General features: G+C 59.7%; 24 protein-coding genes. 20 read left to right on the forward strand and 4 right to left on the reverse strand.

Going from position 1 to position 26,578, the window contains the following annotated elements; all coding sequences use genetic code 11:
• Nucleotides 1-55: 55 nt before the first annotated feature.
• Complete coding sequence (locus AB4P96_RS01230; RefSeq protein WP_099550152.1) at nucleotides 56-1,276, reverse strand: CaiB/BaiF CoA-transferase family protein; 1,221 nt, start codon at nucleotides 1,274-1,276, stop codon at nucleotides 56-58.
• 12 nt (nucleotides 1,277-1,288) lie between these two features.
• Nucleotides 1,289-2,470: an acyl-CoA dehydrogenase gene (locus AB4P96_RS01235; protein WP_003187423.1), complete on the reverse strand. Its 1,182-nt coding sequence runs from the start codon at nucleotides 2,468-2,470 to the stop codon at nucleotides 1,289-1,291.
• A gap of 157 nt (nucleotides 2,471-2,627) precedes the next feature.
• Here AB4P96_RS01235 and AB4P96_RS01240 point away from each other — a divergent pair, with 157 nt between their 5' ends.
• The 20 genes from AB4P96_RS01240 (at nucleotide 2,628) to AB4P96_RS01335 (ending at nucleotide 23,287) form a co-directional block, all read left to right on the forward strand.
• Nucleotides 2,628-3,527, forward strand: a complete 900-nt coding sequence (locus AB4P96_RS01240) for a LysR family transcriptional regulator (protein WP_017139060.1) — start codon at nucleotides 2,628-2,630, stop codon at nucleotides 3,525-3,527.
• A gap of 452 nt (nucleotides 3,528-3,979) precedes the next feature.
• The gene (locus AB4P96_RS01245; RefSeq protein WP_099550154.1) at nucleotides 3,980-5,101 is read left to right on the forward strand and encodes a Re/Si-specific NAD(P)(+) transhydrogenase subunit alpha; all 1,122 of its coding nucleotides are present in this window, start codon (nucleotides 3,980-3,982) and stop codon (nucleotides 5,099-5,101) included.
• 15 nt (nucleotides 5,102-5,116) lie between these two features.
• Nucleotides 5,117-5,437, forward strand: coding sequence for an NAD(P) transhydrogenase subunit alpha (locus AB4P96_RS01250; RefSeq protein WP_003220416.1), 321 nt, complete (start codon nucleotides 5,117-5,119; stop codon nucleotides 5,435-5,437).
• Nucleotides 5,437-6,873, forward strand: coding sequence for an NAD(P)(+) transhydrogenase (Re/Si-specific) subunit beta (locus tag AB4P96_RS01255; RefSeq protein ID WP_017139062.1), 1,437 nt, complete (start codon nucleotides 5,437-5,439; stop codon nucleotides 6,871-6,873). Before AB4P96_RS01250 ends, AB4P96_RS01255 begins: the two co-directional genes overlap by 1 nt.
• A gap of 235 nt (nucleotides 6,874-7,108) precedes the next feature.
• On the forward strand, nucleotides 7,109-8,602 hold the full coding sequence (locus AB4P96_RS01260; RefSeq protein ID WP_017139063.1) for an acetyl-CoA hydrolase/transferase family protein: 1,494 nt from the start codon (nucleotides 7,109-7,111) through the stop codon (nucleotides 8,600-8,602).
• Nucleotides 8,603-8,920: 318 nt separating this feature from the next.
• Nucleotides 8,921-9,136: a DUF1127 domain-containing protein gene (locus tag AB4P96_RS01265; RefSeq protein ID WP_003214752.1), complete on the forward strand. Its 216-nt coding sequence runs from the start codon at nucleotides 8,921-8,923 to the stop codon at nucleotides 9,134-9,136.
• 263 nt (nucleotides 9,137-9,399) lie between these two features.
• Nucleotides 9,400-9,585, forward strand: coding sequence for a DUF1127 domain-containing protein (locus AB4P96_RS01270; RefSeq protein ID WP_017139065.1), 186 nt, complete (start codon nucleotides 9,400-9,402; stop codon nucleotides 9,583-9,585).
• A gap of 160 nt (nucleotides 9,586-9,745) precedes the next feature.
• Nucleotides 9,746-10,066, forward strand: a complete 321-nt coding sequence (locus AB4P96_RS01275) for a DUF2388 domain-containing protein (protein WP_017139066.1) — start codon at nucleotides 9,746-9,748, stop codon at nucleotides 10,064-10,066.
• A 107-nt stretch (nucleotides 10,067-10,173) separates the two neighbouring features.
• The gene (locus AB4P96_RS01280) at nucleotides 10,174-10,482 is read left to right on the forward strand and encodes a DUF2388 domain-containing protein (RefSeq protein ID WP_099550155.1); all 309 of its coding nucleotides are present in this window, start codon (nucleotides 10,174-10,176) and stop codon (nucleotides 10,480-10,482) included.
• A gap of 39 nt (nucleotides 10,483-10,521) precedes the next feature.
• A complete protein-coding gene (locus AB4P96_RS01285; protein WP_060756468.1) occupies nucleotides 10,522-10,842 on the forward strand; it encodes a DUF2388 domain-containing protein in 321 nt (106 codons plus the stop codon).
• The gene (locus tag AB4P96_RS01290; RefSeq protein ID WP_170040723.1) at nucleotides 10,839-12,800 is read left to right on the forward strand and encodes a DUF4105 domain-containing protein; all 1,962 of its coding nucleotides are present in this window, start codon (nucleotides 10,839-10,841) and stop codon (nucleotides 12,798-12,800) included. The genes AB4P96_RS01285 and AB4P96_RS01290 overlap by 4 nt, the downstream gene beginning before the upstream one ends.
• A 256-nt stretch (nucleotides 12,801-13,056) precedes the next feature.
• Nucleotides 13,057-14,364 carry a CitMHS family transporter gene (locus AB4P96_RS01295; protein ID WP_017139070.1) on the forward strand — a complete coding sequence of 436 codons (1,308 nt, stop codon included), beginning with the start codon at nucleotides 13,057-13,059 and terminating at the stop codon, nucleotides 14,362-14,364.
• 65 nt (nucleotides 14,365-14,429) lie between these two features.
• Entirely contained in the window at nucleotides 14,430-15,197 is a 768-nt protein-coding gene (locus AB4P96_RS01300; protein ID WP_017139071.1) for a TerC family protein, read from the forward strand.
• Between the two features lie 289 nt (nucleotides 15,198-15,486).
• Complete coding sequence (locus tag AB4P96_RS01305; RefSeq protein ID WP_017139072.1) at nucleotides 15,487-17,145, forward strand: Na/Pi cotransporter family protein; 1,659 nt, start codon at nucleotides 15,487-15,489, stop codon at nucleotides 17,143-17,145.
• Between the two features lie 58 nt (nucleotides 17,146-17,203).
• Entirely contained in the window at nucleotides 17,204-18,586 is a 1,383-nt protein-coding gene (locus tag AB4P96_RS01310) for a pitrilysin family protein (protein ID WP_169987974.1), read from the forward strand.
• 70 nt (nucleotides 18,587-18,656) lie between these two features.
• The gene (locus AB4P96_RS01315; RefSeq protein WP_017139074.1) at nucleotides 18,657-19,688 is read left to right on the forward strand and encodes a DUF5924 family protein; all 1,032 of its coding nucleotides are present in this window, start codon (nucleotides 18,657-18,659) and stop codon (nucleotides 19,686-19,688) included.
• Nucleotides 19,689-19,742: 54 nt separating this feature from the next.
• Nucleotides 19,743-20,891 carry an ABC transporter permease gene (locus AB4P96_RS01320; RefSeq protein ID WP_017139075.1) on the forward strand — a complete coding sequence of 383 codons (1,149 nt, stop codon included), beginning with the start codon at nucleotides 19,743-19,745 and terminating at the stop codon, nucleotides 20,889-20,891.
• Nucleotides 20,888-21,691: an ABC transporter ATP-binding protein gene (locus tag AB4P96_RS01325; RefSeq protein ID WP_017139076.1), complete on the forward strand. Its 804-nt coding sequence runs from the start codon at nucleotides 20,888-20,890 to the stop codon at nucleotides 21,689-21,691. Before AB4P96_RS01320 ends, AB4P96_RS01325 begins: the two co-directional genes overlap by 4 nt.
• A gap of 1 nt (nucleotide 21,692) precedes the next feature.
• Entirely contained in the window at nucleotides 21,693-22,631 is a 939-nt protein-coding gene (locus AB4P96_RS01330) for an MlaD family protein (RefSeq protein WP_017139077.1), read from the forward strand.
• A complete protein-coding gene (locus AB4P96_RS01335; protein WP_186618278.1) occupies nucleotides 22,628-23,287 on the forward strand; it encodes an ABC-type transport auxiliary lipoprotein family protein in 660 nt (219 codons plus the stop codon). The genes AB4P96_RS01330 and AB4P96_RS01335 overlap by 4 nt, the downstream gene beginning before the upstream one ends.
• A gap of 86 nt (nucleotides 23,288-23,373) precedes the next feature.
• Here AB4P96_RS01335 and AB4P96_RS01340 read toward each other — a convergent pair whose 3' ends face one another.
• Together AB4P96_RS01340 and gltP are read right to left on the reverse strand one after the other, a co-directional pair.
• Entirely contained in the window at nucleotides 23,374-24,603 is a 1,230-nt protein-coding gene (locus AB4P96_RS01340; RefSeq protein ID WP_017139079.1) for a nucleoside recognition domain-containing protein, read from the reverse strand.
• Between the two features lie 98 nt (nucleotides 24,604-24,701).
• The gene (gene gltP, locus AB4P96_RS01345) at nucleotides 24,702-26,033 is read right to left on the reverse strand and encodes a glutamate/aspartate:proton symporter GltP (protein WP_017139080.1); all 1,332 of its coding nucleotides are present in this window, start codon (nucleotides 26,031-26,033) and stop codon (nucleotides 24,702-24,704) included.
• Between the last annotated feature and the right edge of the window lie 545 nt (nucleotides 26,034-26,578).

The following is a 26,578-nucleotide window of genomic DNA, read 5'->3' on the forward strand; positions in this document are numbered from 1 at the left end:
AAAAAACAACCAGGCCAACGCTCTTTGATCAAACTACTTATATAGAAGAGCAGCTTCAGATAACGCCCGCAGCCTTCAGCGCAGCCACATTCGCCGAATCCAGACCCAACACCCCCTGCAGCACCTGCACCGTATGCTCGCCCAATAGAGGAGGCGCATTACGATATTCCACCGGTGTCTTGGACAACCGCATCGGACTGGCGACCTGAGGCACCATCCCCGCCAATGCATGCGGCAACGCCATCGCCAACCCACGCGCCTTGACCTGCGGGTCGGCAAACACCTGCGCCAGATCATTGATCGGCCCACACGGCACGCCTACTTGCTCCAACTGCGACACCCACTCAGCCGTCGTCTTGAACACTGTGGCCTGGCGAATCAGCGGAATCAGCTCCGCACGGTTAGCCACCCGCACCTTGTTAGTCGCGAAGCGCGGATCATCCGCCCACTGCGGCTGCCCGGCCACCTCAGCAAACTTGCGAAACTGTCCGTCATTACCCACCGTCAGAATGAAGTCGCCATCAGCCGTGGGAAAGTCCTGGTAAGGCACAATATTGGGGTGAGCATTGCCCAGGCGCTTGGGCGCGATACCCGTCGTCAGGTAATTCATCGCCTGATTGGCCAGGCACGCCACCTGCACATCCAGCAACGCCATGTCGATATGCTGCCCACCGCCGTCATGATCCCGATGAGCCAGCGCCGCCAGGATCGCCACGGTCGAGTACAGCCCCGTCAGGATATCCGTCAACGCCACGCCCACCTTTACCGGCCCAGCTCCCTCATCACCCTCGGGCCGACCGGTCAGGCTCATAAGCCCACCCAGCCCCTGGATCATAAAGTCGTAGCCTGCACGCGTCGCATAAGGCCCCGTCTGGCCGAAGCCTGTGATCGAGCAATAGATCAACTCTGGATTGATTTCCTTGAGCGACTCATAGTCCAGCCCATACGCCGCCAGACCACCCACCTTGAAGTTCTCGATCAGGATATCGGACTTGGCCGCCAGGTCGCGCACCAACTTCTGCCCCTCAGGGCGCGTGAAGTCGATGGTCACCGACTCCTTGTTACGGTTGGCCGACAGGTAATACGCCGCCTCACTGGTGTTCTCGCCATAGGCGTCTTTAAGGAAGGGCGGCCCCCATGCCCGCGTATCATCGCCACTGCCCGGCCGCTCAACCTTGATCACCTCGGCCCCAAGGTCTGCAAGGATCTGCCCGGACCACGGGCCGGCCAGCACTCGTGACAAATCCAATACCCGCAGATGTGAAAGCGCACCCATGCCGTTCTCCTATTAATAGAACGCTTGAAGACCGGTCTGCGCGCGCCCAAGAATCAAGGCGTGCACGTCATGGGTGCCCTCATAGGTATTGACCACCTCCAGGTTGACCAGGTGACGCGCCACCCCGAACTCATCCGAAATACCGTTGCCGCCCAACATGTCCCGCGCCATGCGCGCGATATCCAGGGACTTGCCACACGAGTTGCGCTTCATGATCGACGTGATCTCAACCGCCGCCGTCCCTTCATCCTTCATGCGCCCCAAACGCAGGCAGCCTTGCAAGGCCAGGGTGATTTCGGTCTGCATATCTGCCAGCTTCTTCTGGATCAGTTGGGTAGCCGCCAAGGGCCGCCCAAACTGCTGACGGTCCAGGGTGTACTGGCGAGCGGTATGCCAGCAAAACTCGGCAGCCCCCAGCGCCCCCCAGGAAATGCCATAGCGTGCCGAGTTAAGACAAGTGAAAGGCCCCTTCAGGCCGCGCACATCCGGGAAGATGTTCTCCTCGGGTACAAACACGTTATCCATGACGATCTCACCGGTAATCGAAGCCCGCAGGCCGACCTTGCCGTGAATCGCCGGAGCGCTCAGCCCCTTCCACCCCTTCTCCAGGACAAAACCACGGATATCACCCGCATCGTCCTTACCCCACACCACAAACACATCGGCGATCGGGCTGTTGGTGATCCACATCTTGGCGCCGGTCAGGCTGTAGCCGCCATCGACCTTACGTGCACGGGTAATCATCGCACCCGGGTCAGAACCGTGGTTAGGCTCGGTCAGGCCGAAACAGCCGATCCACTCGCCCGATGCCAGCTTTGGCAGGTACTTCTGCTTTTGCGCCTCGGTGCCAAATTCGTTGATCGGCACCATCACCAATGACGACTGCACACTCATCATTGAGCGATAACCGGAGTCGACACGCTCCACCTCACGGGCAATCAGCCCGTAGCTCACGTAGTTCAGGCCACTGCCGCCGTACTGCTCAGGGATCATCGCGCCCAGCAGGCCGGTTTCACCCATCTCGCGAAAAATCGCAGGGTCGGTCTTTTCATGGCGAAAGGCTTCGAGCACACGCGGCGCCAGCTTGTCCTGGGCGAATTGCTCAGCACTGTCGCGCACCATGCGCTCTTCTTCGGTGAGCTGTTGATCCAGCAACAGCGGATCGATCCAGTTGAAGCTTGCCTTGCCAGCCATGAATAAGTCCTCGGGGAAGAAAACAGAAGTCGTGGATGCAGCCTAGGCCTAGCAACCGCAGAGGGCAAACGAGGTTTATGCATAGGGTTGTGCTAATTTCTCACTTCGTAATGAGCTAGAAGCGCACAAATGCGCTTTATGAGTGAGTACAACGTACATGCGCAGAAAAATTCCCAGCACCACCGCCCTGGTCAGCTTTGAAGCAGCGGCCCGCCACGAGAGCTTTACCAAGGCGGCGCACGAGCTTTCACTCACTCAAGGCGCCATCTGTCGACAGATCGCCAGTCTGGAGGAGTTTTTGAGTGTCGAGCTATTTCGACGCTCACGGCGGGGCGTCAAGCTGACGGAAGCGGGGCTGTCGTATAGCCGTCGCGTTGCCATGCAACTGGACGCCGTAGAGCGCGATACCTTGTCGGTCATGGGGCAGCAAGGTGCGAATGTCATCGAGCTGGCAGTGGTGCCAACGTTCGGCACCCAATGGCTGATCCCACGGCTCAAGGACTTCCAGCACCAACACCCGGAAGTCACGGTCAACCTCACCAACCGCACGCGCCCTTTTCTGTTTGCCGACACCGAGTTCGACGCCGCCATCTACTTTGGCGATGCCGATTGGTCGGGCACCGAATCCCACCGGCTAATGGGCGAAAACCCCGTTCCCGTGTGCAGTCCGCGCTTACTGGGCAGCCGTGCCCACTTCAGCCCGGAAGAGATCGCCCAACTGCCACTGCTGCAACAAACCACTCGGCCATATGCCTGGCGCCAGTGGTTCAGCGCGCAACAACTGAACATACCTCGCGACATGACAGGCCCGCGTTACGAGCTATTCTCGATGTTGTCGCAGGCAGCCATGCATGACATGGGGATCGCGCTGATTCCGCCTTTCCTCATCCAGCGCGAGCTGGAGGAGAAGCATCTGGTGATCGCAAGCCTCGAAGCGCTGAGCAGCACAAAGGCTTACTACCTGATGATTCCCGAAAGAAAAGTCGAATCTGCGTCGCTGCACGCGTTTAGAGATTGGCTGATCGACCAGTCACAGCGCTATAACCCCAGCATTTAAAGGACAAGGTCATTTTATTGACCTTGTAGTCAAATAAATTAAGCGCCTACAGATGTAACTATATGTCGTGTTTTGAAAGACTGTACCTCTCAGTGTAAAAATGAGCTTAACGCCATGACTGACAAGGCTTGTAGCGACTATCAGCTGCCAATGCCCGACCATTCACGGCAAAGATAGGAAAACCGTCTACAACCCTCTAAAACCCTTTAAACACCTGTATTTAAAGAGGTTATTTTGCCATGTTGCGACAATCAGTCACAGGGTGACTTGTAGTTAATTTTTCGTCACCCGTCATAATCCCTTGAAGGCCGTAAAGTTCGCCTGCAAAATGCCGCGCCCCGCTGTCATTTCAGCGGGATCGTGCTGATCGGCCGCCCCAGCTGCGCCCCTCACGGTGCACTGGCCTTTTTACAAAAAGATCAAAAGCAAAAAGATCATGCAGGAGATTTGACGTGCACATTGGTGTTCCTCTCGAAACCCAGACCGGTGAAACGCGGGTGGCTGCCACCCCGGAAACCATCAAGAAGCTGATCGGCCAGGGCCATAAGGTCACTGTACAAAGCGGCGCAGGCATTACCGCCAGCATCGTCGACAGTGCCTATGAAACGGCAGGCGCAACCATTGGCAGCGCCAGCGACGCGTTTGGCGCCGAGCTGATTCTCAAGGTGGTTGCCCCCAGCGACAGCGAACTGACGCTGATCAAAAGCGGCACCGTGTTGGTGGGCATGCTCAACCCGTTCAGCAACGAAACCATCGCCAAGCTGGCAGAGCGAGGCATTACCGCCTTCGCGCTCGAAGCTGCGCCACGTACCTCGCGAGCCCAAAGCCTCGACGTGCTGTCGTCACAGGCCAACATTGCCGGCTATAAAGCCGTATTGCTGGCAGCCCATCACTACCCACGCTTCATGCCGATGCTGATGACTGCCGCCGGCACCGTCAAAGCCGCGCGCGTGCTGATCCTCGGCGCGGGTGTCGCAGGCCTGCAAGCCATCGCTACAGCGAAACGCCTGGGTGCCGTGATCGAAGCGTCTGACGTGCGCCCTGCCGTAAAAGAGCAGATCGAGTCCCTCGGCGCCAAGTTCGTCGACGTGCCCTACGAAACCGATGAAGAGCGTGAATGCGCGGTCGGTGTCGGCGGCTACGCGCGCCCGATGCCATCGAGCTGGATGCAGCGCCAGGCCCTGGCCGTGCATGAACGCGCCAAACAAGCGGACATTGTCATCACTACAGCGCTGATCCCGGGCCGCAAAGCCCCGACCTTGCTCAGTGCCGAAACCGTCGCACAAATGAAGCCGGGTTCGGTGGTCATCGACCTCGCCGCCGCCCAGGGTGGCAACTGCCCGCTGACCGTCGCCGACCAAGTCGTGGTGGAAAACGGCGTGACCATTTGCGGCCCGACCAACCTGGCCGGTGCCGTCGCCGCCGATGCTTCTGCTTTATATGCGCGCAACCTGCTGGACTTCCTGAAGCTGGTCTTCACCAAGGAAGGGCAGTTTGAAATCAACCTCGAAGACGACATCGTCGCCGCGTGCCTGATGTGCCGCGACGGCCAAGTCATCCGCAAAAACGCCTAAGCAGGGATTCAGACGATGGAAGAGCTTATCTCCCCCGGTATCTACAACCTGATCATCTTTGTGCTGGCGATTTATGTCGGTTACCACGTGGTCTGGAACGTCACACCCGCGCTGCACACACCACTGATGGCGGTGACCAACGCGATCTCTGCGATCGTAATCGTCGGCGCCATGCTCGCCGCAGCCCTCACCGTGACACCACTGGGTAAAACCATGGGCACCCTGGCCGTGGCCTTGGCGGCGGTTAACGTATTCGGCGGGTTCCTGGTCACGCGCAGGATGCTGGAGATGTTCAAGAAGAAAGCCCCGAAAGCAAAAGAAGAGGCGCCAAAGTAATGAGCATGAATTTGGTTACGACGCTCTACTTGATCGCGTCGATCTGCTTTATCCAGGCCCTCAAAGGCCTGTCGCACCCAACCACATCGCGACGCGGCAACCTGTTCGGCATGCTCGGCATGGCGCTGGCGGTGCTGACGACCGTGGGCCTCATCTACAAGCTCGGCGCTGAGCTTGCAACAGCCGGTATCGGTTACGTGATCGTCGGCCTGCTGATCGGCGGCACCGCCGGTTCGATCATGGCCAAGCGCGTAGAAATGACCAAGATGCCAGAGCTGGTTGCCTTCATGCACAGCATGATCGGCCTGGCGGCGGTATTCATCGCGATTGCCGCCGTGGTCGAGCCGCAATCCTTGGGCATCGTCAAACACCTGGGCGACTCGATTCCTGCGGGCAACCGCCTGGAACTGTTCCTCGGCGCAGCCATTGGTGCAATTACCTTCTCCGGTTCGGTGATCGCATTCGGCAAACTCTCGGGCAAGTACAAGTTCCGCCTGTTCCAGGGCGCACCGGTACAGTTCGGTGGCCAGCACAAACTGAACCTGGTGCTCGGCCTGGCAACCCTGGGCCTGGGCCTGGCGTTCATGTTCACCGGCAACCTCACTGCGTTCGCGTTGATGCTGGCCCTGGCTTTCGTGCTGGGCGTGCTGATCATCATCCCGATCGGCGGCGCCGACATGCCGGTGGTTGTCTCGATGCTCAACAGCTACTCCGGCTGGGCAGCGGCGGGCATCGGCTTCTCGCTGAACAACTCGATGCTGATCATCGCCGGCTCCCTGGTGGGCTCCAGCGGCGCGATTCTGTCGTACATCATGTGCAAGGCAATGAACCGCTCCTTCTTTAATGTGCTGCTCGGTGGCTTCGGCAACACAGCAGATGCCGGCGCAGCGGCAGGCTCCAAAGAAGCGCGTCCGGTGAAATCCGGTTCGGCGGACGACGCCACGTTCCTGCTGACCAACGCCGACACCGTGATCATCGTTCCCGGCTACGGCCTGGCAGTCGCTCGGGCGCAACACGCCCTTAAAGAGCTGACCGAAAAGCTGACACACCGTGGCGTGACCGTGAAGTACGCGATCCACCCGGTAGCGGGCCGTATGCCTGGGCACATGAACGTGTTGCTGGCCGAGGCGGAAGTGCCTTACGACCAAGTGTTCGAGATGGAAGACATCAACTCCGAGTTCGGCCAGGCCGACGTGGTGCTGGTGTTGGGCGCCAACGACGTGGTCAACCCGGCCGCCAAGAACGACCCTAACTCACCGATTGCCGGTATGCCGATCCTTGAGGCATTCAAGGCCAAGACCATCATCGTCAACAAGCGCTCGATGGCCAGCGGCTACGCCGGTCTGGATAACGAGCTGTTCTACCTGGACAAGACCATGATGGTCTTCGGTGATGCCAAGAAAGTCATCGAAGATATGGTCAAAGCCGTCGAATAACACTGCGCCAGCGCAATACACGAAACCCTGGCCTCCAGTAGGCTGGGGTTTTTTTATTGTTCCCAAGCTCTGCGTGGGAATGCATCCGGGAATGCTCGGCGTTCCGCTTTGTACTCACGTGAAACCCGACCAAAGGCTCTAAATCGCTGCCTGGCATTCGACCATGGTAGCGGGCCGAATTTTTTTGAAATCACTACACTGCCCACCTTGCTTCCGTAGCCTGAGATAACAATTCATGTACCGTGATCGTATCCGCTTGCCTTCGTTGTTGAACAAGGTCATGAGCGCGGCAGATGCCGCCGCACTGATCGAGGACGGCATGACCGTCGGCATGAGCGGCTTCACCCGTGCCGGTGAAGCCAAGGCCGTCCCCCACGCCCTGGCCGAACGCGCCAAGACTTCGCCGCTGAAAATCACCCTGATGACCGGTGCCAGCCTGGGCAATGACTTGGACAAGCAACTGACCGAGGCCGGCGTTTTGTCGCGCCGCATGCCGTTTCAAGTCGACAGCACACTGCGCAAGGCGATCAACGCAGGCCAAGTGATGTTTATCGACCAGCACCTGTCGGAAACCGTCGAGCAACTGCGCAACAACCAGCTCAAGTTGCCGGACATCGCCGTGATCGAAGCCGTCGCGATCACCGAACAAGGACACATCGTGCCCACCACCTCCGTGGGCAACTCGGCCAGCTTTGCGATTTTCGCCAAACAAGTGATTGTCGAGATCAACCTGGCGCACAACCCGAACCTGGAAGGGCTGCACGACATCTATATCCCGACCTACCGGCCAACGCGCACGCCAATCCCACTGGTCAAGGTCGACGACCGCATCGGCAGTACCGCGATTCCGATCCCGCCGGAAAAAATCGTCGCCATCGTGATCACCAATCAGGCCGACTCCGCCTCAACCGTGACACCACCGGACGCCGACACCCAAGGCATCGCTAACCACCTGATCAACTTCCTCAAGCAGGAAGTCGACGCCGGGCGCATGACCAACAAGCTCGGCCCGCTACAGGCCGGGATCGGCAACATCGCCAACGCGGTGATGTGCGGCCTGATCGAATCGCCATTCGAAGACCTGACCATGTATTCGGAAGTGTTGCAGGACTCGACCTTCGACCTGATCGATGCGGGCAAGCTGAGCTTTGCTTCCGGCAGCTCCATCACCTTGTCGGAGCGACGCAACGCCGACGTGTTCGGTAACCTGGAACACTACAAGGACAAGCTGGTACTGCGCCCACAGGAAATCTCCAACCACCCTGAAGTGGTTCGGCGCCTGGGCATTATCGGTATCAACACTGCGCTTGAGTTCGACATCTACGGCAACGTCAACTCCACCCACGTCTGCGGCACGCGGATGATGAATGGGATTGGCGGCTCCGGAGACTTCGCGCGTAACGCGCACCTGGCGATTTTCGTCACCAAGTCGATTGCCAAGGGCGGCGCGATCTCCAGCGTGGTGCCGATGGTCAGCCATGTGGACCATACCGAGCATGACGTGGACATTCTGGTGACCGAGGTTGGCCTCGCTGACCTGCGTGGCCTGGCGCCACGCGAGCGCGCACGGGTGATCATCGACAATTGCGTGCACCCGGCTTACCGCGATGCGCTGAACAGTTACTTCAACGCTGCCTGCGCGATCGGTGGGCATACTCCGCACATCCTGCGCGAAGCACTGAGTTGGCACATCAACCTGGAAGAAACCGGGCATATGCTCAAGGCTTGATTGATACAGATCCGAGCTGATGCAAACACAGTTTGTTCAGCTCGGTGACCACAGCCGTACATTTTGAAAAAACTGTACTGCTGTACCGGTCATTTCCTATTGAATTCTCCTACGAACCCCACCGCAAATGCCAATTTCGCACCAATAAAGTGCAGACAGGTACAGTTGCCCCATTTCCGTACAGTACAGCCGCTATAAACAGTTAACTGGCCCCTCACAATACAGGTGAACTGTATCTAGAGAGTCTTGCGTCGGAGGAGGATCATTGGCATCAGTTAAACCACTACCTAATCCCGCCACAAGCGGAAGGATGTCATCATGGAACGTACACTCAGTTCCGATCTGTTCTTCGAAGAAAAAGCTGTAAACACCCAGGCTTCCCTGCCTTTGCGCGTTCTCGCCAACCTGATGTTGTGGCAGCGCCGCATCTCCAGCCGCCATCAACTGGCTCGTCTGGATTCGCGTCTGCTGGCTGACGCCGGTATCAGCGAAGCTCAACGCTACGAAGAGCTGAGCAAGCCGTTCTGGCGCTAATTGGCGCCCGCTGGCCCTGACCCGCCGGGTCCACCGCCAGCACCCTGATTTAACAAAACAAAGCCCGCCCCGGGAAACCGGAGGCGGGCTTTGTTGTTTCCGGGTTTCAAACTTTACACGGCTAAAACAGACCCCAGAGATAAGGACCAGTACAGTTTAAATAACATAACAATTAGACGGTACAATTTAACTTTGGTGTATCTGTATTGGTAAAAGCTGGCCGCCCAAGATGGTGTTCCAAGACCTCATGGAAGGCCGCCGTCATGAACACACAGACCTCACGTTACAAACAGTTGATCATTCGAATGGCTTGCGCCCTGGGCAGATGGGCGCGGCAGGCCCATGAACGCCGCCAACTTGCGCAACTTGACCCACGTGAATTAGCCGACGCCGGCATCAGCCAGGGCGACCGTACTGCCGAGCTGTCCAAACCTTTCTGGCGTGACTAGGCAGATAGAGGCTTTCCGAACGGATAAGCGGCAGCTTAAGATCCCGTTATTACGTGGCGAACCTTGTAGAGCGGACGTCTGATGCTTAATCCGCAGCAATGTCCGTTTCACAGTGGCCGCTTTGCGCCGCTTTTATTTGATCTTCTACAGGAGTTTTTCCATGTCCCGTCTTCGCCTGCTGAGTGCTGCCACCCTGTTGGCCCTGGCCGCCAACGCCAACGCGAGCAGCCTTATCGTGACCACCGACTCGATCGTCGGCGCCCTCAAAGCCACTTCCGATGCCAGCTCCGATGCCACGTCGTCCCTGCGTGACAACAAAGTCGTGCAAGCCGCCCGTGACGACGCTGCCAGCTTTGTTGCCAGCGAAGGCGCCATTCGTGGTGTGAAACTGGAAAGCGCCCTGGCCCAGATCCGCCAACAAGCCCCACAACTGAACACAGCGACCGACGCACAACTGGCCCAGGCGATTCTGGCCATCTGATGATCCGGTAAACGCCAGGGCGCGCCAGCCGCTACCAAATGTGTCAGCACTGGCTCTCGCCCGGGCGTTGCGCTAGCCTTGGCGCTCGCTTTCAGTTGTCGAGTCCCATGGCTTTTTCATACCGCCTGTTGATTGTTCCCGTGTTGTTTTCCGCCTGCTGGTCACCCTTGGCTTCGGCCTTTGATGTGTCCACCCAGAGCACCGTCATCAGTGCCTACGCCACCAGCAAGGTGACGTCAGCGCCCTTTGACAGAAAATTGATACTGGCCGCCCAGGATGACGCTGCCGCTTTTATCGCCACTGACGGCCAATGGCGGGGAGCTCGTCTGGAATCTGCGCTGGAGTATCTGCGCCGAACCCAGCCAAAACTTCATGTCAGCGACCTTGAACTGGCGCAGGCAATTCTCGTCCAATAATCATCGTATATTTCTATCTTTGTATTTCGGAGTCATTCCATGCGTAGCCCGCTGATCGCCGCCGCTCTGGGCCTGCTGTTGTTGGCCGATGTCGCCCACGCGCAAACCCTGAAAGCCACCAGTAACATCATCGTGCGTGCCTCGGCGCGCACCATTGATTTCACTTCGGACACCACCACTTCCATCCGCGACTCCAAAATCGTGCGCGAAGCCCACGATGACGCTGCCAGCTTCGTCGCCTCCAACGGCGAAATCCGCGGCGCACAATTGGAAGCAGCCTTCGATACCCTGCGCACCCGCGTACCGGAAGCCCGCGACGCCAGTGACCAGACCCTCGCCGAAGCTATCCTCGCTCTGTGAGGCGCCTGTTCGCCTGGCTACTGGCCGGGACTGTGCTGCTCTGTGCAGGCACAGCCCAGGCCAGCCTGCAACTGCGGCTCAAGACCGATGGCTTGAGCCCGGCCGAACAGCAGGCCAGCCAGGCGTTGCTCGACGAAGCGATGCGCGCTCTGCCGCCGCGCTTTATCGAGCAGTTGGACCGGCGTATTGATGTCGGCTGGACCGACAAGATGCCTGAAAACGCCTATGGCCAGGCTTCTCTGGTGTCCGAACTGGACCTCAACAGCAACCTGCTCGCCAGCCTCACCGACGGCAGCGCCGCCACCCAGAAGACCAATCGCCCCCATGGCACTGTGCGCCGCGAAATGCTCGCCACCGTGCTGCATGAGCTGACCCACATCTATGACCGTGCGCGCTTGTGGTCCACAGACGAGCGCCGCCTGATCCAACGCTGCAGCCGTCAGAACAACATCACCGGCCTGATCGGCCTGCCCGATCAATGCCGTGGCCAGAACGACCGTCGTTTCACCCTGAGTGACGACCCGCGCCTGCTGGACATTGCCGGCTGGCCCCAATACGTGGGCCGTCGCGGCGAGCGCGAGCAACATAACCACCAGGTCGCCCGCAGCCCCGATATCTACGAAACCACCAGCCCGCTGGAGTTCGTGGCGGTCAATATGGAGTATTTCCTACTTGACCCGAGCTATGCCTGCCGTCGCCCCGCGCTGTTTCGCTATTACAAGGAACACTTCGGCTGGGCACCGCCCGAACAAGACACCTGCGCCAAGACCTACGCGTTCCTGAACGCCGGCAATGACTTCGCCAAAACGCCGCTGGGCCAGATCGACCCGGAGCGCGTTTATGAAATCGACTACTTGCTGGCCGAGGCCAACCAAAATCTGGTGAGCCGCTGGGGCCACAGCATGTTGCGCCTGGTGATCTGCGCACCCGGCCGCCCGCGTGGCCCGGATTGCCGATTGGACCTGGACCAGCACTTGGTATTGTCTTACCGCGCTTTCGTCGGTGACGTACAGCTCTCGAGCTGGGATGGGCTGGTGGGCAAGTACCCGTCACGGCTGTTTGTGCTGCCGTTGGCGCAGGTGATCGACGAATACACCAAGACTGAACTGCGCGGCCTGGCCTCGGTGCCGCTCAAGCTCACCCGCCAAGAGATCAACGACACCGTCGAACATGCCGCCGAGATGCACTGGAGCTACGACGGCAATTACTTTTTTATCTCCAACAACTGCGCGGTGGAGAGCCTCAAGCTGCTACGCAGCGGCAGCGCCAACCCGCAACTGACCGGCCTGGACAACATCACCCCCAACGGCTTGCTCGAGGTGCTCAGTGCCCGCGGCCTGGCTGATACCAGTGTGCTAGACGACAAGCGCGAAGCCTTGCGCCTGGGTTATCACTTCGACTCGTTCCGCGAGCGCTACCAGGCGATGTTCGACGTGCTGCGCAAACACCTGCCGATCAAGCAGACCCAAGTCGAAGACTGGCTCGCCCTCAGTGCCGCAGAACGCCGCCAGTGGTTCATCCAGGCCGACCTGCGCACCAGCGCCGCGCTGCTGCTGCTGGAACAAGCCAGCTATCGCAAACAACTGATGCTGGCCCAGGACGAAGTCAAGCAGCGCTACCTCAATGCCCGTGAGCTGAAAAACGGCGGCATGGAAAAAGCCAACAACACACTGCAACAGATCCTCGCCAACAGCGGTTTTCTAAGCCGCCCGGCGGAATTGCTCGACAGCGGCGGCTACGGCCTGCCGCAACCTTCGGAAGCCAAACGCCTGGAATCGGAAAGCGCCGAGCGCCAGAAGCAACTGCAATCGTTGACCGGCGATCTGGATAAAGAGGTGAGGGCGCTGCTGGACCCCTCACGCGCCGACGAGATTGCCGCCTGCGAAGCCAACCTCAAGCAGATGGGCGAGCACCTGCGCGCCTTGCACAAAGCCTCAGGCGGTTTGGAGCTGCCCTGAGTCACCTTAAAGAAAATTCCTACAAACCTTCCATCATCTGACTTACACAGCGAAAGCTGGCTGAAAGCTTCCCCGTCTAGGATCGCCCCCACTGCCGGCAACAGACCGGCTGTAAACAACAACAATGGTGATTCCTGATGTCCGCTACTACCCGCCTGTTCGCTCCAACTCCACTCGTACGCTACGTGCCTTTCGTACTGCGCTGACCCCAACCCGGTTCGCCATTCCCTAGCCGCGCTACGCCCGGAGTATTCCTATGCTGACTTTCCTTGGCTTCGCCATGGTCATCACGTTCATGTACCTGATCATGACCAAGCGCCTGTCCGCGCTGATTGCCTTGATCATTGTGCCAATCCTGTTCGCCCTGTTTGGTGGTTTTGCCCCCGAGATCGGCCCGATGATGCTTGCGGGCATCACCAAGCTTGCGCCGACCGGCGTAATGCTGATGTTCGCCATTCTCTACTTTGCCCTGATGATCGACTCCGGCCTGTTCGACCCGGCCGTGCGCAAGATCCTCAAGATGGTCAAGGGCGACCCGCTGAAAGTTTCGGTCGGTACCGCCGTGCTTGCCCTGGTGGTGTCCCTGGACGGTGACGGCGCCACCACTTACATGATCTGCGTGGCCGCCATGCTGCCGCTGTACCAGCGCATCGGCATGAGCCCGCGGATCATGGCCGGCTTGATCATCCTCGCCGGCGGCGTGATGAACATGACGCCGTGGGGCGGCCCGACTGCCCGCGCCGCGAGTGCTTTGCATGTAGACCCGTCGGACATCTTCGTACCGATGATCCCGGCCATGGCTGTCGGCGTCGTGGCGATCCTGGTGATTGCCTACATGTACGGCAAACGCGAACGTGCCCGCCTGGGTGAACTGCACCTGCAGGGCGACGAGATCGATCACAGCGAGATCAGCGTGTCGCAATTCCCGGACGCCCGTCGCCCCAAGCTGATCTGGTTCAACGGCGCACTGACCTTCGCGCTGATGTGCACCCTGATTGCCGGCCTGTTGCCGCTGCCAGTGCTGTTCATGGTGGCGTTCAGTATCGCGATGATCGTCAACTACCCGTGCCTGCAACAGCAGAAAGACCGCGTCGCCGCCCACGCCGGCAGCGTGCTGGCAGTCGTCGGGCTCATCTTCGCCGCGGGCATCTTCACCGGCATTCTGTCCGGTACCGGCATGGTTGATGCCATGTCCAAGAGCTTGCTGGCGGTTATCCCGGAAGCGCTGGGCCCGTACCTCGCAGTGATCACCGCGCTGGTAAGCATGCCGTTCACGTTCTTCATGTCCAACGACGCGTTCTACTACGGCGTACTGCCTGTGCTCGCCGAAGCGGCCAGTCATTACGGTATCACCGCTGTGGAAATGGCCCGTGCGTCCATCGTTGGCCAACCCGTACATTTGCTCAGCCCGCTGGTACCATCGACTTACCTGCTGGTGGCCCTGGCCGGGATCGAGTTTGGCGATCACCAACGCTTTACCCTCAAGTGGGCAGTGCTGGTGTGCCTGTGCATAATGTTCGCCGCTTTGCTGATGGGGATTTTTCCGCTGTTCAGCACTCTATAATCGTAACGACCTGACCGCGCGGCGCTGCAGCTTGCGCGGTTTCACATTTGCTCAAAGGAATACACATGGAATGGCTGACCAATCCGGAAATCTGGATTGCCTTCTTCACCCTGACGGCCCTCGAGATCGTCCTGGGTATCGATAACATCATCATGATTTCGATCCTGGTCAGCCGCATGCCCAAGCATATGCAGGCGCGCACCCGGATCTTCGGCCTGGCCCTGGCCATGGTCACGCGAATCCTGTTGCTGCTGTCGATCACCTGGGTCATGCAACTCACCGCCGACCTGTTCGTGGTCTTCGGCCAGGGCATCTCCGGTCGCGACCTGATCCTGTTCTTCGGTGGCCTGTTCCTGCTGTGGAAAAGCTCCCAAGAGATGTACCACGCCCTCGAAGGTGAAGACGAAACCCACGATGAGCCGGGCGGCAAGGGTGGCAAGTTCATCTACACCATCATCCAGATCGCGATCATCGACATCGTGTTCTCCCTGGACTCGGTGATCACTGCGGTCGGCATGGTTTCCCATGTGCCGGTCATGGTCGCTGCGATCGTGGTAGCCGTACTGGTGATGATGCTGGCTGCGGGCACCATCAGCGAATTCATCGACAAGCACCCGTCGCTGAAGATGCTGGCGCTGTCGTTCCTGCTGGTGGTGGGTACGGTGCTGATCGCCGAATCCTTCGACGTGCATGTGCCAAAAGGCTACGTCTACTTCGCCATGGCGTTCTCGCTGGCAGTAGAAGCGGTAAACATCAAGATGCGTACCGCTATCGCGAAAAAGAAGAAACAGCAGGATCCTGTGAAACTGCGCAAGGACATTCCGGGTCAATAAACCTGACCCGCTGCTGTTGATCGTTGTTGATCGTTCCCACGCTCCGCGTGGGAATGCCGCCTCAGGACGCTCCGCGTCCGCCCTCAAAGCGACGCAGAGCGTCACGGGATGCATTCCCACGCAGAGCGTGGGAACGATCTTCATGACAGTTTTGTTTCAATCCCCACTTTAGCTATGCGATGCTGGCGCAGAGCCCATTCGCCAACTACAGCTTAAGTACAAGACGTAGAACGGCACGCGGCAATTCTCATTTGCTCTTTCTGGAGCACACCCACACGGGGGGCCGAGCATGCTGACCTTGCTCAATCTGCTTTCCGCCGTGACCCTGCTTATCTGGGGCACGCACATCGTCCGTACCGGCATCTTGCGGGTCTACGGTTCCAACTTGCGCCAAGTCATCGGGCAGAACATGTCCAAGCGCTGGCTGGCGTTTATCGCCGGTATCCTGGTGACGGCCATGGTGCAAAGCAGCAACGCCACGGCGATGCTGGTGACGTCGTTTGTCGGCCAGGGCTTGATGGGCCTTATGCCGGCGCTGGCGACCATGCTCGGTGCCGACGTCGGTACGGCGTTGATGGCGCGGGTACTGACCTTCGACCTGTCCTGGCTGTCGCCACTGCTGATTTTTCTTGGGGTGATTTTCTTCCTCTCGCGTAAACAGACACGGGCAGGGCAGATGGGCCGCGTCGGTATCGGCCTGGGCCTGATCATTCTGGCCCTGCAACTGATCGTCGAAGCCGCCGGGCCGATTACCCATGCCCAAGGCGTCAAAGTTATCTTTGCCTCGCTGACCGGCGATATTCTGCTGGATGCCTTGGTCGGCGCGCTGTTTGCGATGATTTCCTACTCCAGCCTGGCCGCCGTACTGCTGACCGCCACCCTGGCCGGTGCCGGTGTGATCGGCTTGCACGTGGCCATCGGCCTGGTGATCGGCGCCAACATCGGCAGTGGTGTGCTGGCCTTCCTCAGCACCAACATGCAGAACGCTGCCGGCCGCCAGGTCGCGCTGGGCAGCTTGTTGTACAAACTGATCGGCCTGTTGCTGATTATTCCGGTGCTCGACCCTCTCGTACGCTGGATGGATGGTTTGGACTACAGCGCCCAAGGCATGGTCATCACCTTCCATGTGCTCTACAACACCACGCGCTGCCTGATCCTGCTGCCCACCATCGGGCCAATGGCGCGCCTGTGCGCCTGGTTGCTGCCGGAACAACAGGAGACCAACGGCAAAGCCAGGCCACGTCACCTGGACCTGGCCTCGCTCGCCACCCCAAGCCTGGCGCTGGCCAACGCCGCTCGCGAGACCCTGCGCCTGGGCGACCTGATCGACAACATGCTCACCGCCATGCTCGAAGTACTGCGTGGCAAGCAAACCGCCATTACCCAGGAAATGCGCAGCCTCAGCGATGACGTCGAGGCCCTCTACAGCGCGATCAAGCTTTACCTGGCGCAAATGCCCCGCGAAGACCTCAGTGAACAGGACAGCCGCCGCTGGGCGGAGATCATCGAGCTGTCGATCAACCTCAAGCTGGCCGGCGACCTGATCGAACGTATGCTGCGCAAAGTCCAGCAGCAGAAAACCTCACAGCGCCGACAGTTCTCCGAAGTCGGCCTGGAAGAACTCACCGGCCTGCACAGCCAGTTGATTGCCAACCTGCGCTTGGGCCTGTCGGTGTTTCTCAGCGCCGACCCCGAAAGCGCCCGCCAACTGCTGCGTGAAAAGCGCCGTTTCCGCGCCCAGGAGCGCCGCCTGGCCCACGCCCACGTCAGCCGTCTGCAGCGTAAAATCGTACAGAGCATGGAGACCAGTTCCCTGCACCTGGAGCTGATTGCCGACATGAAACGCCTGAACTCGTTGTTTTGCAGCAGTGCTTATGTAGTGTTGGAAACCTCAGACACCGGCGCACTCTCTGCCGAAGATATTGCCGACATCACTCATTCGCCCTGAACATACGATGGCCCGTGAAGTCAGTTAACAATGGACCTCACCCGCCAGGAAGCTTGTTATGCGTCGCCTGTTACTTGCCTGCCTGCTCATGGGCTCGGCACACACCTTTGCCTTCGACCGCCTGCAAGTCGAAGGCTACAGCTTGCCCAACGGCCTGCAATTGCTGCTCAAGCCAGGCACCGAGCGTGGGCACGTGGCGATCCGCCTGGTGGTCGGCGTAGGCCTGGATGACTTTCCCTGCGACGAAAAAGAACTGCCGCACCTGCTCGAACACTTGCTGTTCAGCGGCATCGACGGCGGTGGTGAAGGCGACCTTGAGGACCGCATGCAAGCCCTCGGCGGCGAATGGAACGCCTACACCAGCAATGCCGATACCACCTTTGTGATCGAGGCACCCGCGCAAAACCAGCGCAAGGTGCTGGACCTGTTACTGGCGATCCTCACCCGCACCGAACTGACCGACGCGAACATCAATGCCGCCAAAAAAGTGGTCGAGCGCGAAGACGGCGGCCATTACTCGCACCTGCAACGCTTGCTCGACCGCCAGGACCTGGGTCACACCGCCAGCAACCAATTGGCCGTCGAACTGGGGCTCAAATGCGCCGAACGTGCCGAAGTCAGCCAACTGACCCGTGATCAATTGCAAACCCTGCGCACACATTGGTACGCGCCCAACAACATGACCCTGATTATCGTCGGCGACCTCGACAAACTGCTTCCGGCGTACCTGGAGCGCACTTACGGTCAACTTGATCCGGTCGAACCCACCGAGCACCGGCCGCTGCCGGAAATCCAGCACACCGCCGCCAGCCATCGCGACCTTATCCACGGCTGGGTTGGTGACAGCGCCAAACTGCACTGGCTGTTCCCCGAACCGGTTTTGGACGACCAACACGATGAAACCTACGATTTGCTCAAGGACTACCTCGACTGGGCGCTGTACCGTCAGCTGCGCCTCAAGCACGGTTTGTCCTACGGCCCATGGAGTGAGCGCGAAGTGCTCGGCGGCGTCGGCTTCCTCAGCCTGAATGCCGACCTTGAGCGCGACAAACTCCCTGAGGCTGAACAGGTGTTGCAGAACCTCACGGCACAACTGCTCAAGGACGGCCTCGACCCAGCGGTATTCGCCCGCCTGCAGCAAGCTGCCATCGCGCGCCAAGCCTGGGCGGTGCAGGGTAACAGCGCGCTAGCCGACTATTACTGGAGCGCTGCCGGCGACTATGCCGATGGCCATATCAGCGACCCGGCCAAGCGCATCAAGGCCGTCAACCTGGCGCAAACCAACCAGGCCATGCGCGAGGTGTTTAACCAGAAGGGCTACTGGCGCATCGAAAAACCCTTGCTGAGCTATGACGCCCTGAGCTGGATCGGTGCCGGTGTACTCGTGCTGATCGCCAGTGTGTTGATCGGCGTGCGCCTTTATCGCAAACGGATCACGTAATGAGGCACCGAACACAGGGCTAAGACGTTATTCTGTCTGGGATTTTTCCTACACCAATTGTGAATCGCCAATGCCAAATCTACCGCCCCTTATCCAGCGCATTATCGAACTGATCAAGCGCTATCCAGGGGTGATCGCACTCGGCGGTTTCATATCCGGTGTGTGCAGCTTCATCCTGGTGGACCGCCAGCAGGGCATGGCCAGCTGGATCGCGGTGATCATGCTGGTGAGCTGGCTGTGGCTGATGCTGGAAAACAGCTTTACCCAGCTGTTCGCCAAAGTCTTCAAGCGCGAAATCCCCGAGCCGCTGCTGCGCTACGCGACCCAGATGATCCACCAGGAAAGCCTGTTCTTCGTATTGCCGTTCTTTTTCGTCACCACCGCCTGGAACAGCGGCCAATCCGTATTCACTGGCCTGCTCGGCGCGGCGGCGCTGGTGTCGATCACCGACCCGCTGTACTACAAGTGGCTGGCACCCAAGCGCTCGCTGTTCCTGGCGCTGCACACCCTGACCTTGTTCGCGGCACTGCTCACCGCACTGCCCATCATCATGCACCTGACTACCGCCGAGAGTTACAAATTGGCGCTCGGCGTGGCCATGGCGCTGTCGATCCCGAGCCTGGCCGCGAGCCTGCCGCTGCGCAGCGTCAAAGGCTGGGCGATGCTGCTCGGGGTGACGGCCGCCATCGGCTGCGCCGGTTGGTTCCTGCGCAGCTGGGTGCCGCCGGCCACATTGTGGATGACCGAAGTGGCGATCAGCACCCAGCTGCAAGACCGCACACCGGGCGATGACCTCAAGGAAGTCACCGCCGCGCAACTGCGCAGCGGCGGGCTGTACGCTTACACCGCGATCAACGCGCCACGCGGGCTGGATGAGCGGATTTACCATGTGTGGAAATTCAACGGCCAAGAGGTCGACCGCATCGCCCTGGATATCCATGGCGGACGCAAGGAAGGCTATCGCGCCTGGACCCACAAGCAGAATTTCCCGGCCGACGCGGTCGGGCGCTGGCAGGTGCAGGTGTTGACGGAGGATGGGCAAGTCATCGGCGTGCTGCGTTTTAAAGTCACTGACCCAGCACAAACGGACAACCCAAAGTAGGCCGTATCGTGCTATTACGTAGCAATTGTGGATAGCCAAACAAGCTCGGAGCTTATGACCACTCGTACCACGGCCGGCGCAGCCCACCTCGACACCTCCAGCGTTCCCCCGTTGCTCAGGATTACGGGGGACTGGACGCTTGCCCACTACGCCAATCTTAAAAAGCTGAGCGACAAGCTCGACGGCCAATACGACGCCGGTGCACGCATCGACCTCAATGGCCTCGGCGCCCTGGATACCGCGGGTGCCTCGCTGCTGGTCGAGTTGCTGGGCCCGGAGCGCATCGAGCATTCCGCCGAGCAGACCGATTGCAGCTTGTCTACCGCCGACCGGGCACTGCTCAAAACCGTCTACCGCTCCCTGAACGATTTCTGCGTACCCGACAAAGAGCCGGAAGAAGCCGCCGGTATCCAAGTGCTGGCGCGTATCGGTCGAGCTGTCGACACGGTATGGCAGGACGGCATGAAACTGCTGGGCTTTATCGGCCTGATCCTCGAAACCTTCGCCCGTGGCGTTTTGCGCCCCAAGCGCTGGCGCATCACACCGATGGTTGCGCATATCGAACAAACCGGCCTCGACGCTGCGCCCATCGTCGCGTTGCTGACCTTTCTGGTGGGCGCCGTGGTGGCGTTCCTCGGCGCCACCGTGCTCAAAAGCTTCGGTGCGACGATTTTTACCGTGGACCTGGTGGCGTTTTCTTTCTTGCGAGAATTCGGCGTATTGCTTACCGCCATCCTGATCGCCGGCCGAACGGCCAGCGCCTTTACCGCGCAAATCGGCTCGATGAAGGCTAACGAAGAAATCGACGCGATCCGTACCCTGGGCCTGGACCCGATGGAACTGTTGGTGCTGCCACGGGTAATGGCGCTGCTGGTGTCGCTGCCGATGCTGACATTTTTGGCGATGCTCTCGGGGATTGTCGGCGGCGGCGTGGTGTGTGCCGTCGCCCTGGATATTTCACCGGCGATGTTTCTCTCGCTGCTGCAATCGGACATTGGCGTGCAGCACTTTTTGGTGGGGATGGTGAAAGCGCCGATTTTCGCCTTCCTGATCGCGGCGATTGGCTGCCTCGAAGGCTTCAAGGTCAGCGGCAGCGCCGAATCGGTCGGCGCGCACACCACCTCCAGCGTGGTGCAGTCTATTTTCGTGGTGATTGTGCTGGATGCGGTCGCCGCGATGTTCTTTATGGAGATGGGCTGGTGAGTCGTCTACACCGTGCGCCCACTGAGGCGGTGATCGAAGTGCGCGGCCTGTGCAATCGCTTTGGCAGCCAGAGCGTGCACGAAAACCTCGATCTGGATTTGTACAAAGGCGAGATCCTCGCGGTGGTCGGCGGCTCCGGCAGCGGCAAGTCGGTACTGCTTCGCAGCATCGTGGGCCTGCGGCGGCCCAGCGAAGGTGAGGTGCGGGTATTCGGCAAGAACCTGCCCAATTTGTCGGAACATGAACGCTCGCTGGTGGAACGGCGCTTTGGCGTGCTGTTCCAGAAGGGTGCGCTGTTTTCCTCGCTGACGGTCACCGAAAACGTCGCCCTGCCGTTGATCGAACACGCCGGCCTCAGCCGTCGCGACGCCGAACACTTGGCGGCAGTCAAGCTAGCCCTGGCGGGGCTGCCTTTGTCGGCGGCGGATAAATACCCGGCGTCACTGTCCGGCGGCATGATCAAGCGCGCGGCCCTGGCACGCGCCCTGGCCCTGGACCCGGACATTCTGTTCCTGGACGAACCCACCGCCGGCCTCGACCCGATTGGCGCGGCGCAATTCGACCAACTGATCCTCACCCTGCGCGATGCGCTGGGCTTGAGCGTGTTCCTGGTCACCCACGACCTCGACACGCTCTACACCATCACCGACCGTGTGGCGGTGCTGGCGCAGAAGAAAGTGCTGGTGGCCGATGCCATCGATGTCGTCTCGGAAACGGACGACGCCTGGATTCACGAATATTTCCACGGCCCCCGTGGCCGCGCGGCATTGGATGCCGCTCAATCGCTTAACGAGGTATGACATGGAAACCCGAGCCCATCATGTGATGATCGGTCTGTTCAGCGTGATCGTGGTGGTCGGCGCCATGCTGTTCGGCCTGTGGCTGGCCAAGTCCAGCGTCGATAGCGCCTTCCAGGAATACGAGGTGGTGTTCAACGAGGCCGTCAGCGGCCTGTCCCAGGGCAGTTCGGTGCAATACAGCGGGATCAAGGTGGGCGATGTCACCAGCCTGCGCCTGGACCCGAAAGACCCGCGCCGGGTACTGGCGCGCATCCGTTTGGCCGGGCAGACACCGATCAAGGAAGACACCCAGGCCAAGCTGGCACTGACCGGCATCACTGGCACCTCGATCATCCAGCTCAGCGGTGGTACGCCGCAAAGCCCGGAACTCAAGGGCAAGGACGGCAACCTGCCGGAAATTATCGCCTCGCCGTCCCCCATTGCGCGCCTGCTCAATAACAGCAACGACCTGATGACCAGCATCAACCTGCTGCTGCACAACGCCAACCACATGTTCTCGCGGGAGAACGTCGAGCGCCTGAGCAACACCCTGGACAACTTGCAACAAACCACCGGCGCCATTGCCGACCAACGCGGTGATATCAAGGTGGTGATGCAACAGTTGATGCAGGTGAGCAAGCAGGCGAGCGCCGCGCTGGAGCAAACCACCACGTTGATGCGCAATGCCAACGGCTTGCTCAATGACCAAGGCAAGCAAGCCTTCGGCAGTGCCGAGCAGGCCATGAAGTCGCTGGAACAAAGCACCACGACCATCAACACCTTGCTGACCAACAACAAAGACTCGGTGAACAGCGGCATGCAGGGCCTCAACGAACTGGCACCGGCCGTGCGCGAACTGCGCGAAACCCTCGGTTCGCTGCGCGCCATCTCCCGCCGCCTCGAAGCCAACCCCAGCGGTTACCTGCTGGGCAGCGACAAGAACAAGGAGTTCACGCCATGAAGCGTGCTTACCAAATAATCGCCCCGCTGGCCTTGGTACTGATCAGCGCCTGCTCGATCCTGCCCAAGCCGGATCCGTCTGATGTGTATCGCCTGGCGTCGGCGCCAACCAGCACCCAAGGCGCGCCGGTGAGCTGGTCGCTGCGGGTGTCCAAGCCGCAGAGCAGCGAGTTTCTCGACAGCCCGCGCATCGCCGTAGTGCCAAACGGCGACCTGATCAGCAGCTACGCGAACTCACGCTGGAGCGACCCGACGCCGGTGTTGCTGCGAAATCGGTTTATGGACGGTTTCCAGCGCGATGGGCGGGTGACGCTGCTGAGTACCGACGAGACCAACCTGCAGGCCGATTACGAGCTGGGCGGGCAGTTGCAGGCGTTTCAGAGTGAGTACCATGGCAGTGCGGTGGAGGTGGTGATCCGCCTGGATGCGCGTCTGGTGCGTGGCAGTGATCAGCGGATTATTGCCAGTCGGCGGTTTGAGGTGAAGCAGCCGGTCGGCGATACAAAAGTGCCCGCGGTAGTGGCGGCGTTTGGGCAGGCGGGGGATCAGTTGAATAAGCAGGTGGTGGATTGGGTGGTGCAGCAGGGCAATGCTGCACTTGTGGCGAGGGAGCTTGCTCCCGCTGGGCTGCGCAGCAGCCCCAAAACCCGCCCATGAATTTTAACTGACACACCTGCCAAACCCTGTTGGGGCCGCTTCGCGGCCCAGCGGGAGCAAGCTCCCTCGCCACAGATAACTATGCCTTAACCAAAGAACCAGTAGCACACCGAAATTGCCGCCACCACGCCGGCAAACTCCGCCAGCAACGCACATCCAACCGCATGCCGCGCGCGCTGGATGCCCACCGAACCAAAGTACACCGCCAACACATAAAAGGTGGTCTCGGTACTGCCCTGAATCGTCGCCGCGACCAACGCCGGGAAGCTGTCCACGCCCTTGGCCTGCATGGTCTCGATCAACAGCGCCCGCGCCGCGCTGCCGGAGAACGGCTTGACCATCGCCGTCGGCAATGCATCGACAAAGCGCGTGTCCATGCCCGTCCAGGCCACCACATGGCGAATCCCCTCCAGGCCAAAGTCCAACGCCCCGGAGGCGCGCAATACGCCCACGGCGCAGAGCATCGCCACCAGATACGGCAGCAGGTTCTTGGCAACATCGAAGCCCTCTTTGGCACCTTCGACAAATGCCTCATACACCTTCACCTTGCGCAACGCACCGATCACCAGAAACAGCATGATCAAGCCAAACAGCGTCAGGTTGCCGAGGATCGACGACAGGCCCGCCAGCGCCGTGGCGGACAGTGTCGCCAGCAACGCCATAAAGCCGCCCAGCATCAGCGCGCCGGGAATCAGATACGCCAGCACCACCGGGTCCCACAAGCGCAGGCGCTGCATGACAGCCACCGACAACAGGCCCACCAGCGTTGAGGCGCTGGTGGCCAGCAGGATCGGCAGGAACACCAGCGTCGGGTCGGCGGCGCCTTGCTGGGCGCGGTACATGAAGATCGTCACCGGCAACAGCGTCAGCGAGGACGCGTTAAGCACCAGGAACAGAATCTGCGCGTTGCTCGCGGTGTTGGGGATGGGGTTGAGTTCCTGCAACGCCTTCATGGCTTTCAGGCCAATCGGTGTGGCGGCGTTGTCCAGGCCCAGGCCATTGGCGGCGAAGTTGAGGGTGATCAAGCCGATGGCCGGGTGGCCAGCGGGCACTTCCGGCATCAAACGGCGAAACAGCGGGCCGAGCGCCTTGGCCAGCCAATCGACGATGCCCGCTTTTTCGGCGATGCGCAAAAAGCCCAGCCATAAGGTCAGGGTGCCGAACAGCAGCACCATCACGTCCACCGACAGTTTGGCCATGGCGAAAATGCTTTCGACCATCGCCGCAAAAATCCCGGCATTACCGCCAACCAGCCATTGCGCCAGTGCTGACACCATTGCCACGACAAAGAAGCCAAGCCACAGGCCATTGAGCATCAGTTGAATCCCCCGAAAGATGGGGCGAATGATAGCGGGGCTGGCAGAAACGACAAACCCCGGAATTTTCCGGGGTTTGTTTCAAAGCAGCGGTGCTATCAGCCGCGGGTAGCTTGTGCGGTCGGTGCGGCTTCTTTGCTGCGCCAGTGCGGCAGCGAGTTCCAGTAGCGCTCGCCCTTGGCATCGTCGTACATGCCTTCCCAGCGGGAGATGACCAGAACAGCCAAGGCGTTGCCGATCACATTAAGTGCGGTACGCGCCATGTCCATCACTCGGTCGACGCCGGCGATGAAGGCCAGGCCTTCCAGCGGAATGCCCACGCTGCCCAGAGTCGCCAGCAGCACCACGAAGGACACACCCGGCACGCCGGCGATACCTTTGGAGGTGACCATCAGGGTCAGCACCAGCATCAGTTGCTGGCCGATCGACAGGTCGATGCCATACAGCTGGGCGATAAAGATGGCCGCGATACTCTGGTACAGGGTCGAACCGTCGAGGTTGAACGAGTAGCCAGTTGGCACTACGAAGCTGCAGATGGCCTTCGGCGCACCGTAGGCTTCCATCTTCTCGATCACACGCGGCAACACGGTTTCGGAGCTGGCGGTGGAGTAGGCCAGCACCAACTCATCCTTGAAGATGCGCATCAGCTTGAGAATCGAGAAGCCGAACAGGCGGGCGATCAGGCCCAGTACCGCAAAGGCGAAGAACAGGATGGCGACGTAAACCAGGATCACCAGCTTGGCCAGCGGCAGCAAGGAGGCGAAACCGAAGTTGGCGACGGTTACCGCGATCAAGGCAAATACACCGATTGGGGCGTACTTCATGATCATGTGGGTCACTTTGAACATGCTCTCGGACACGCCCTGGAACATGGTCACCAGCGGTTCGCGCAGCTCAGGCTTGAGGCTCGACAAGCCCAGGCCGAACAGCACCGAGAAGAAGATGATCGGCAGCATGTCGCCACGGGCAACGGCAGCGAAAATATTCGATGGGATCAGGTTGAGGATGGTTTCGATGAACGCATGCTCATGCTGCACTTCGGCGGCGGTGGCGGTGTATTTGGAAATATCGACGGTACCCAGGGTACTCATGTCGATGCCAGCGCCCGGGTGGAACAGGTTGGCAAGCAACAGGCCGACCACAATGGCGATGGTGGTGACCACTTCGAAGTAAAGAATGGTTTTGACGCCGATCCGCCCCAGCTTCTTCGCATCCCCTACGCCGGCGATGCCAACAATCAGCGAGGAAATCACAATCGGGATCACGATCATCTTGATCAGGCGGATAAAGATATCGCCCGCTGGCTGCAACACATTGCTGATCCACCAGGCTTTTTCAGCACTGAAATGGTTGAGCACTGCACCGATTGCGATCCCCAGTACCAAACCGATGAGGATCTGCCAGGCGAGGCTTAGCTTTGCCTTCTTCATGTCATTACCCTTACTTCAAGTGGACTTAAGGCAAATGCGCCACTCGCAACGCTCGGAAGCGAAAAAGTGTGCGCATTTGCCTCCATGGAAGGTCACCGCAGCATGGCCGAAATGGCTTACTGGCAGGCGAAAAAAGGCGCAACTATTCCCATGCAAGGGTTCGACGTCTAATGCCGTAAACGCCTACCCTATGCCGAATCGGCATGACTTTTTTTGAAATTAGCTGTCCGAACGGTCAGTTCAAATCCGCCATTAAAGCCCGTGAATATGCCGTTAACCGGCCAATACCGGCTCGCTCAGAGATGTTGGACGACTTATACAGGTTGGCGAAAATGCCTGGGAATTCACTGACCTGGCGCCAGAAATGTCCTATGGCGCAGCCAAAATTTTCTCGATAGATGGTCGCCACGAAACACCAAGTAATGGTTAGGCGCGCGCAAAAGAGAAATTGTCGGCTATGAGCCGTATAAGAAGCGGAGCATGAGAGTGACAAGCCCGTCGCAAGTTCAGCAAGCGTGAGGGCTTGTGAACTTGCGTCGCAGCTT

Origin of the sequence: Pseudomonas sp. B19125, assembly GCF_044218855.1 — a bacterium.
Taxonomy (GTDB): domain Bacteria; phylum Pseudomonadota; class Gammaproteobacteria; order Pseudomonadales; family Pseudomonadaceae; genus Aquipseudomonas; species Aquipseudomonas edaphica.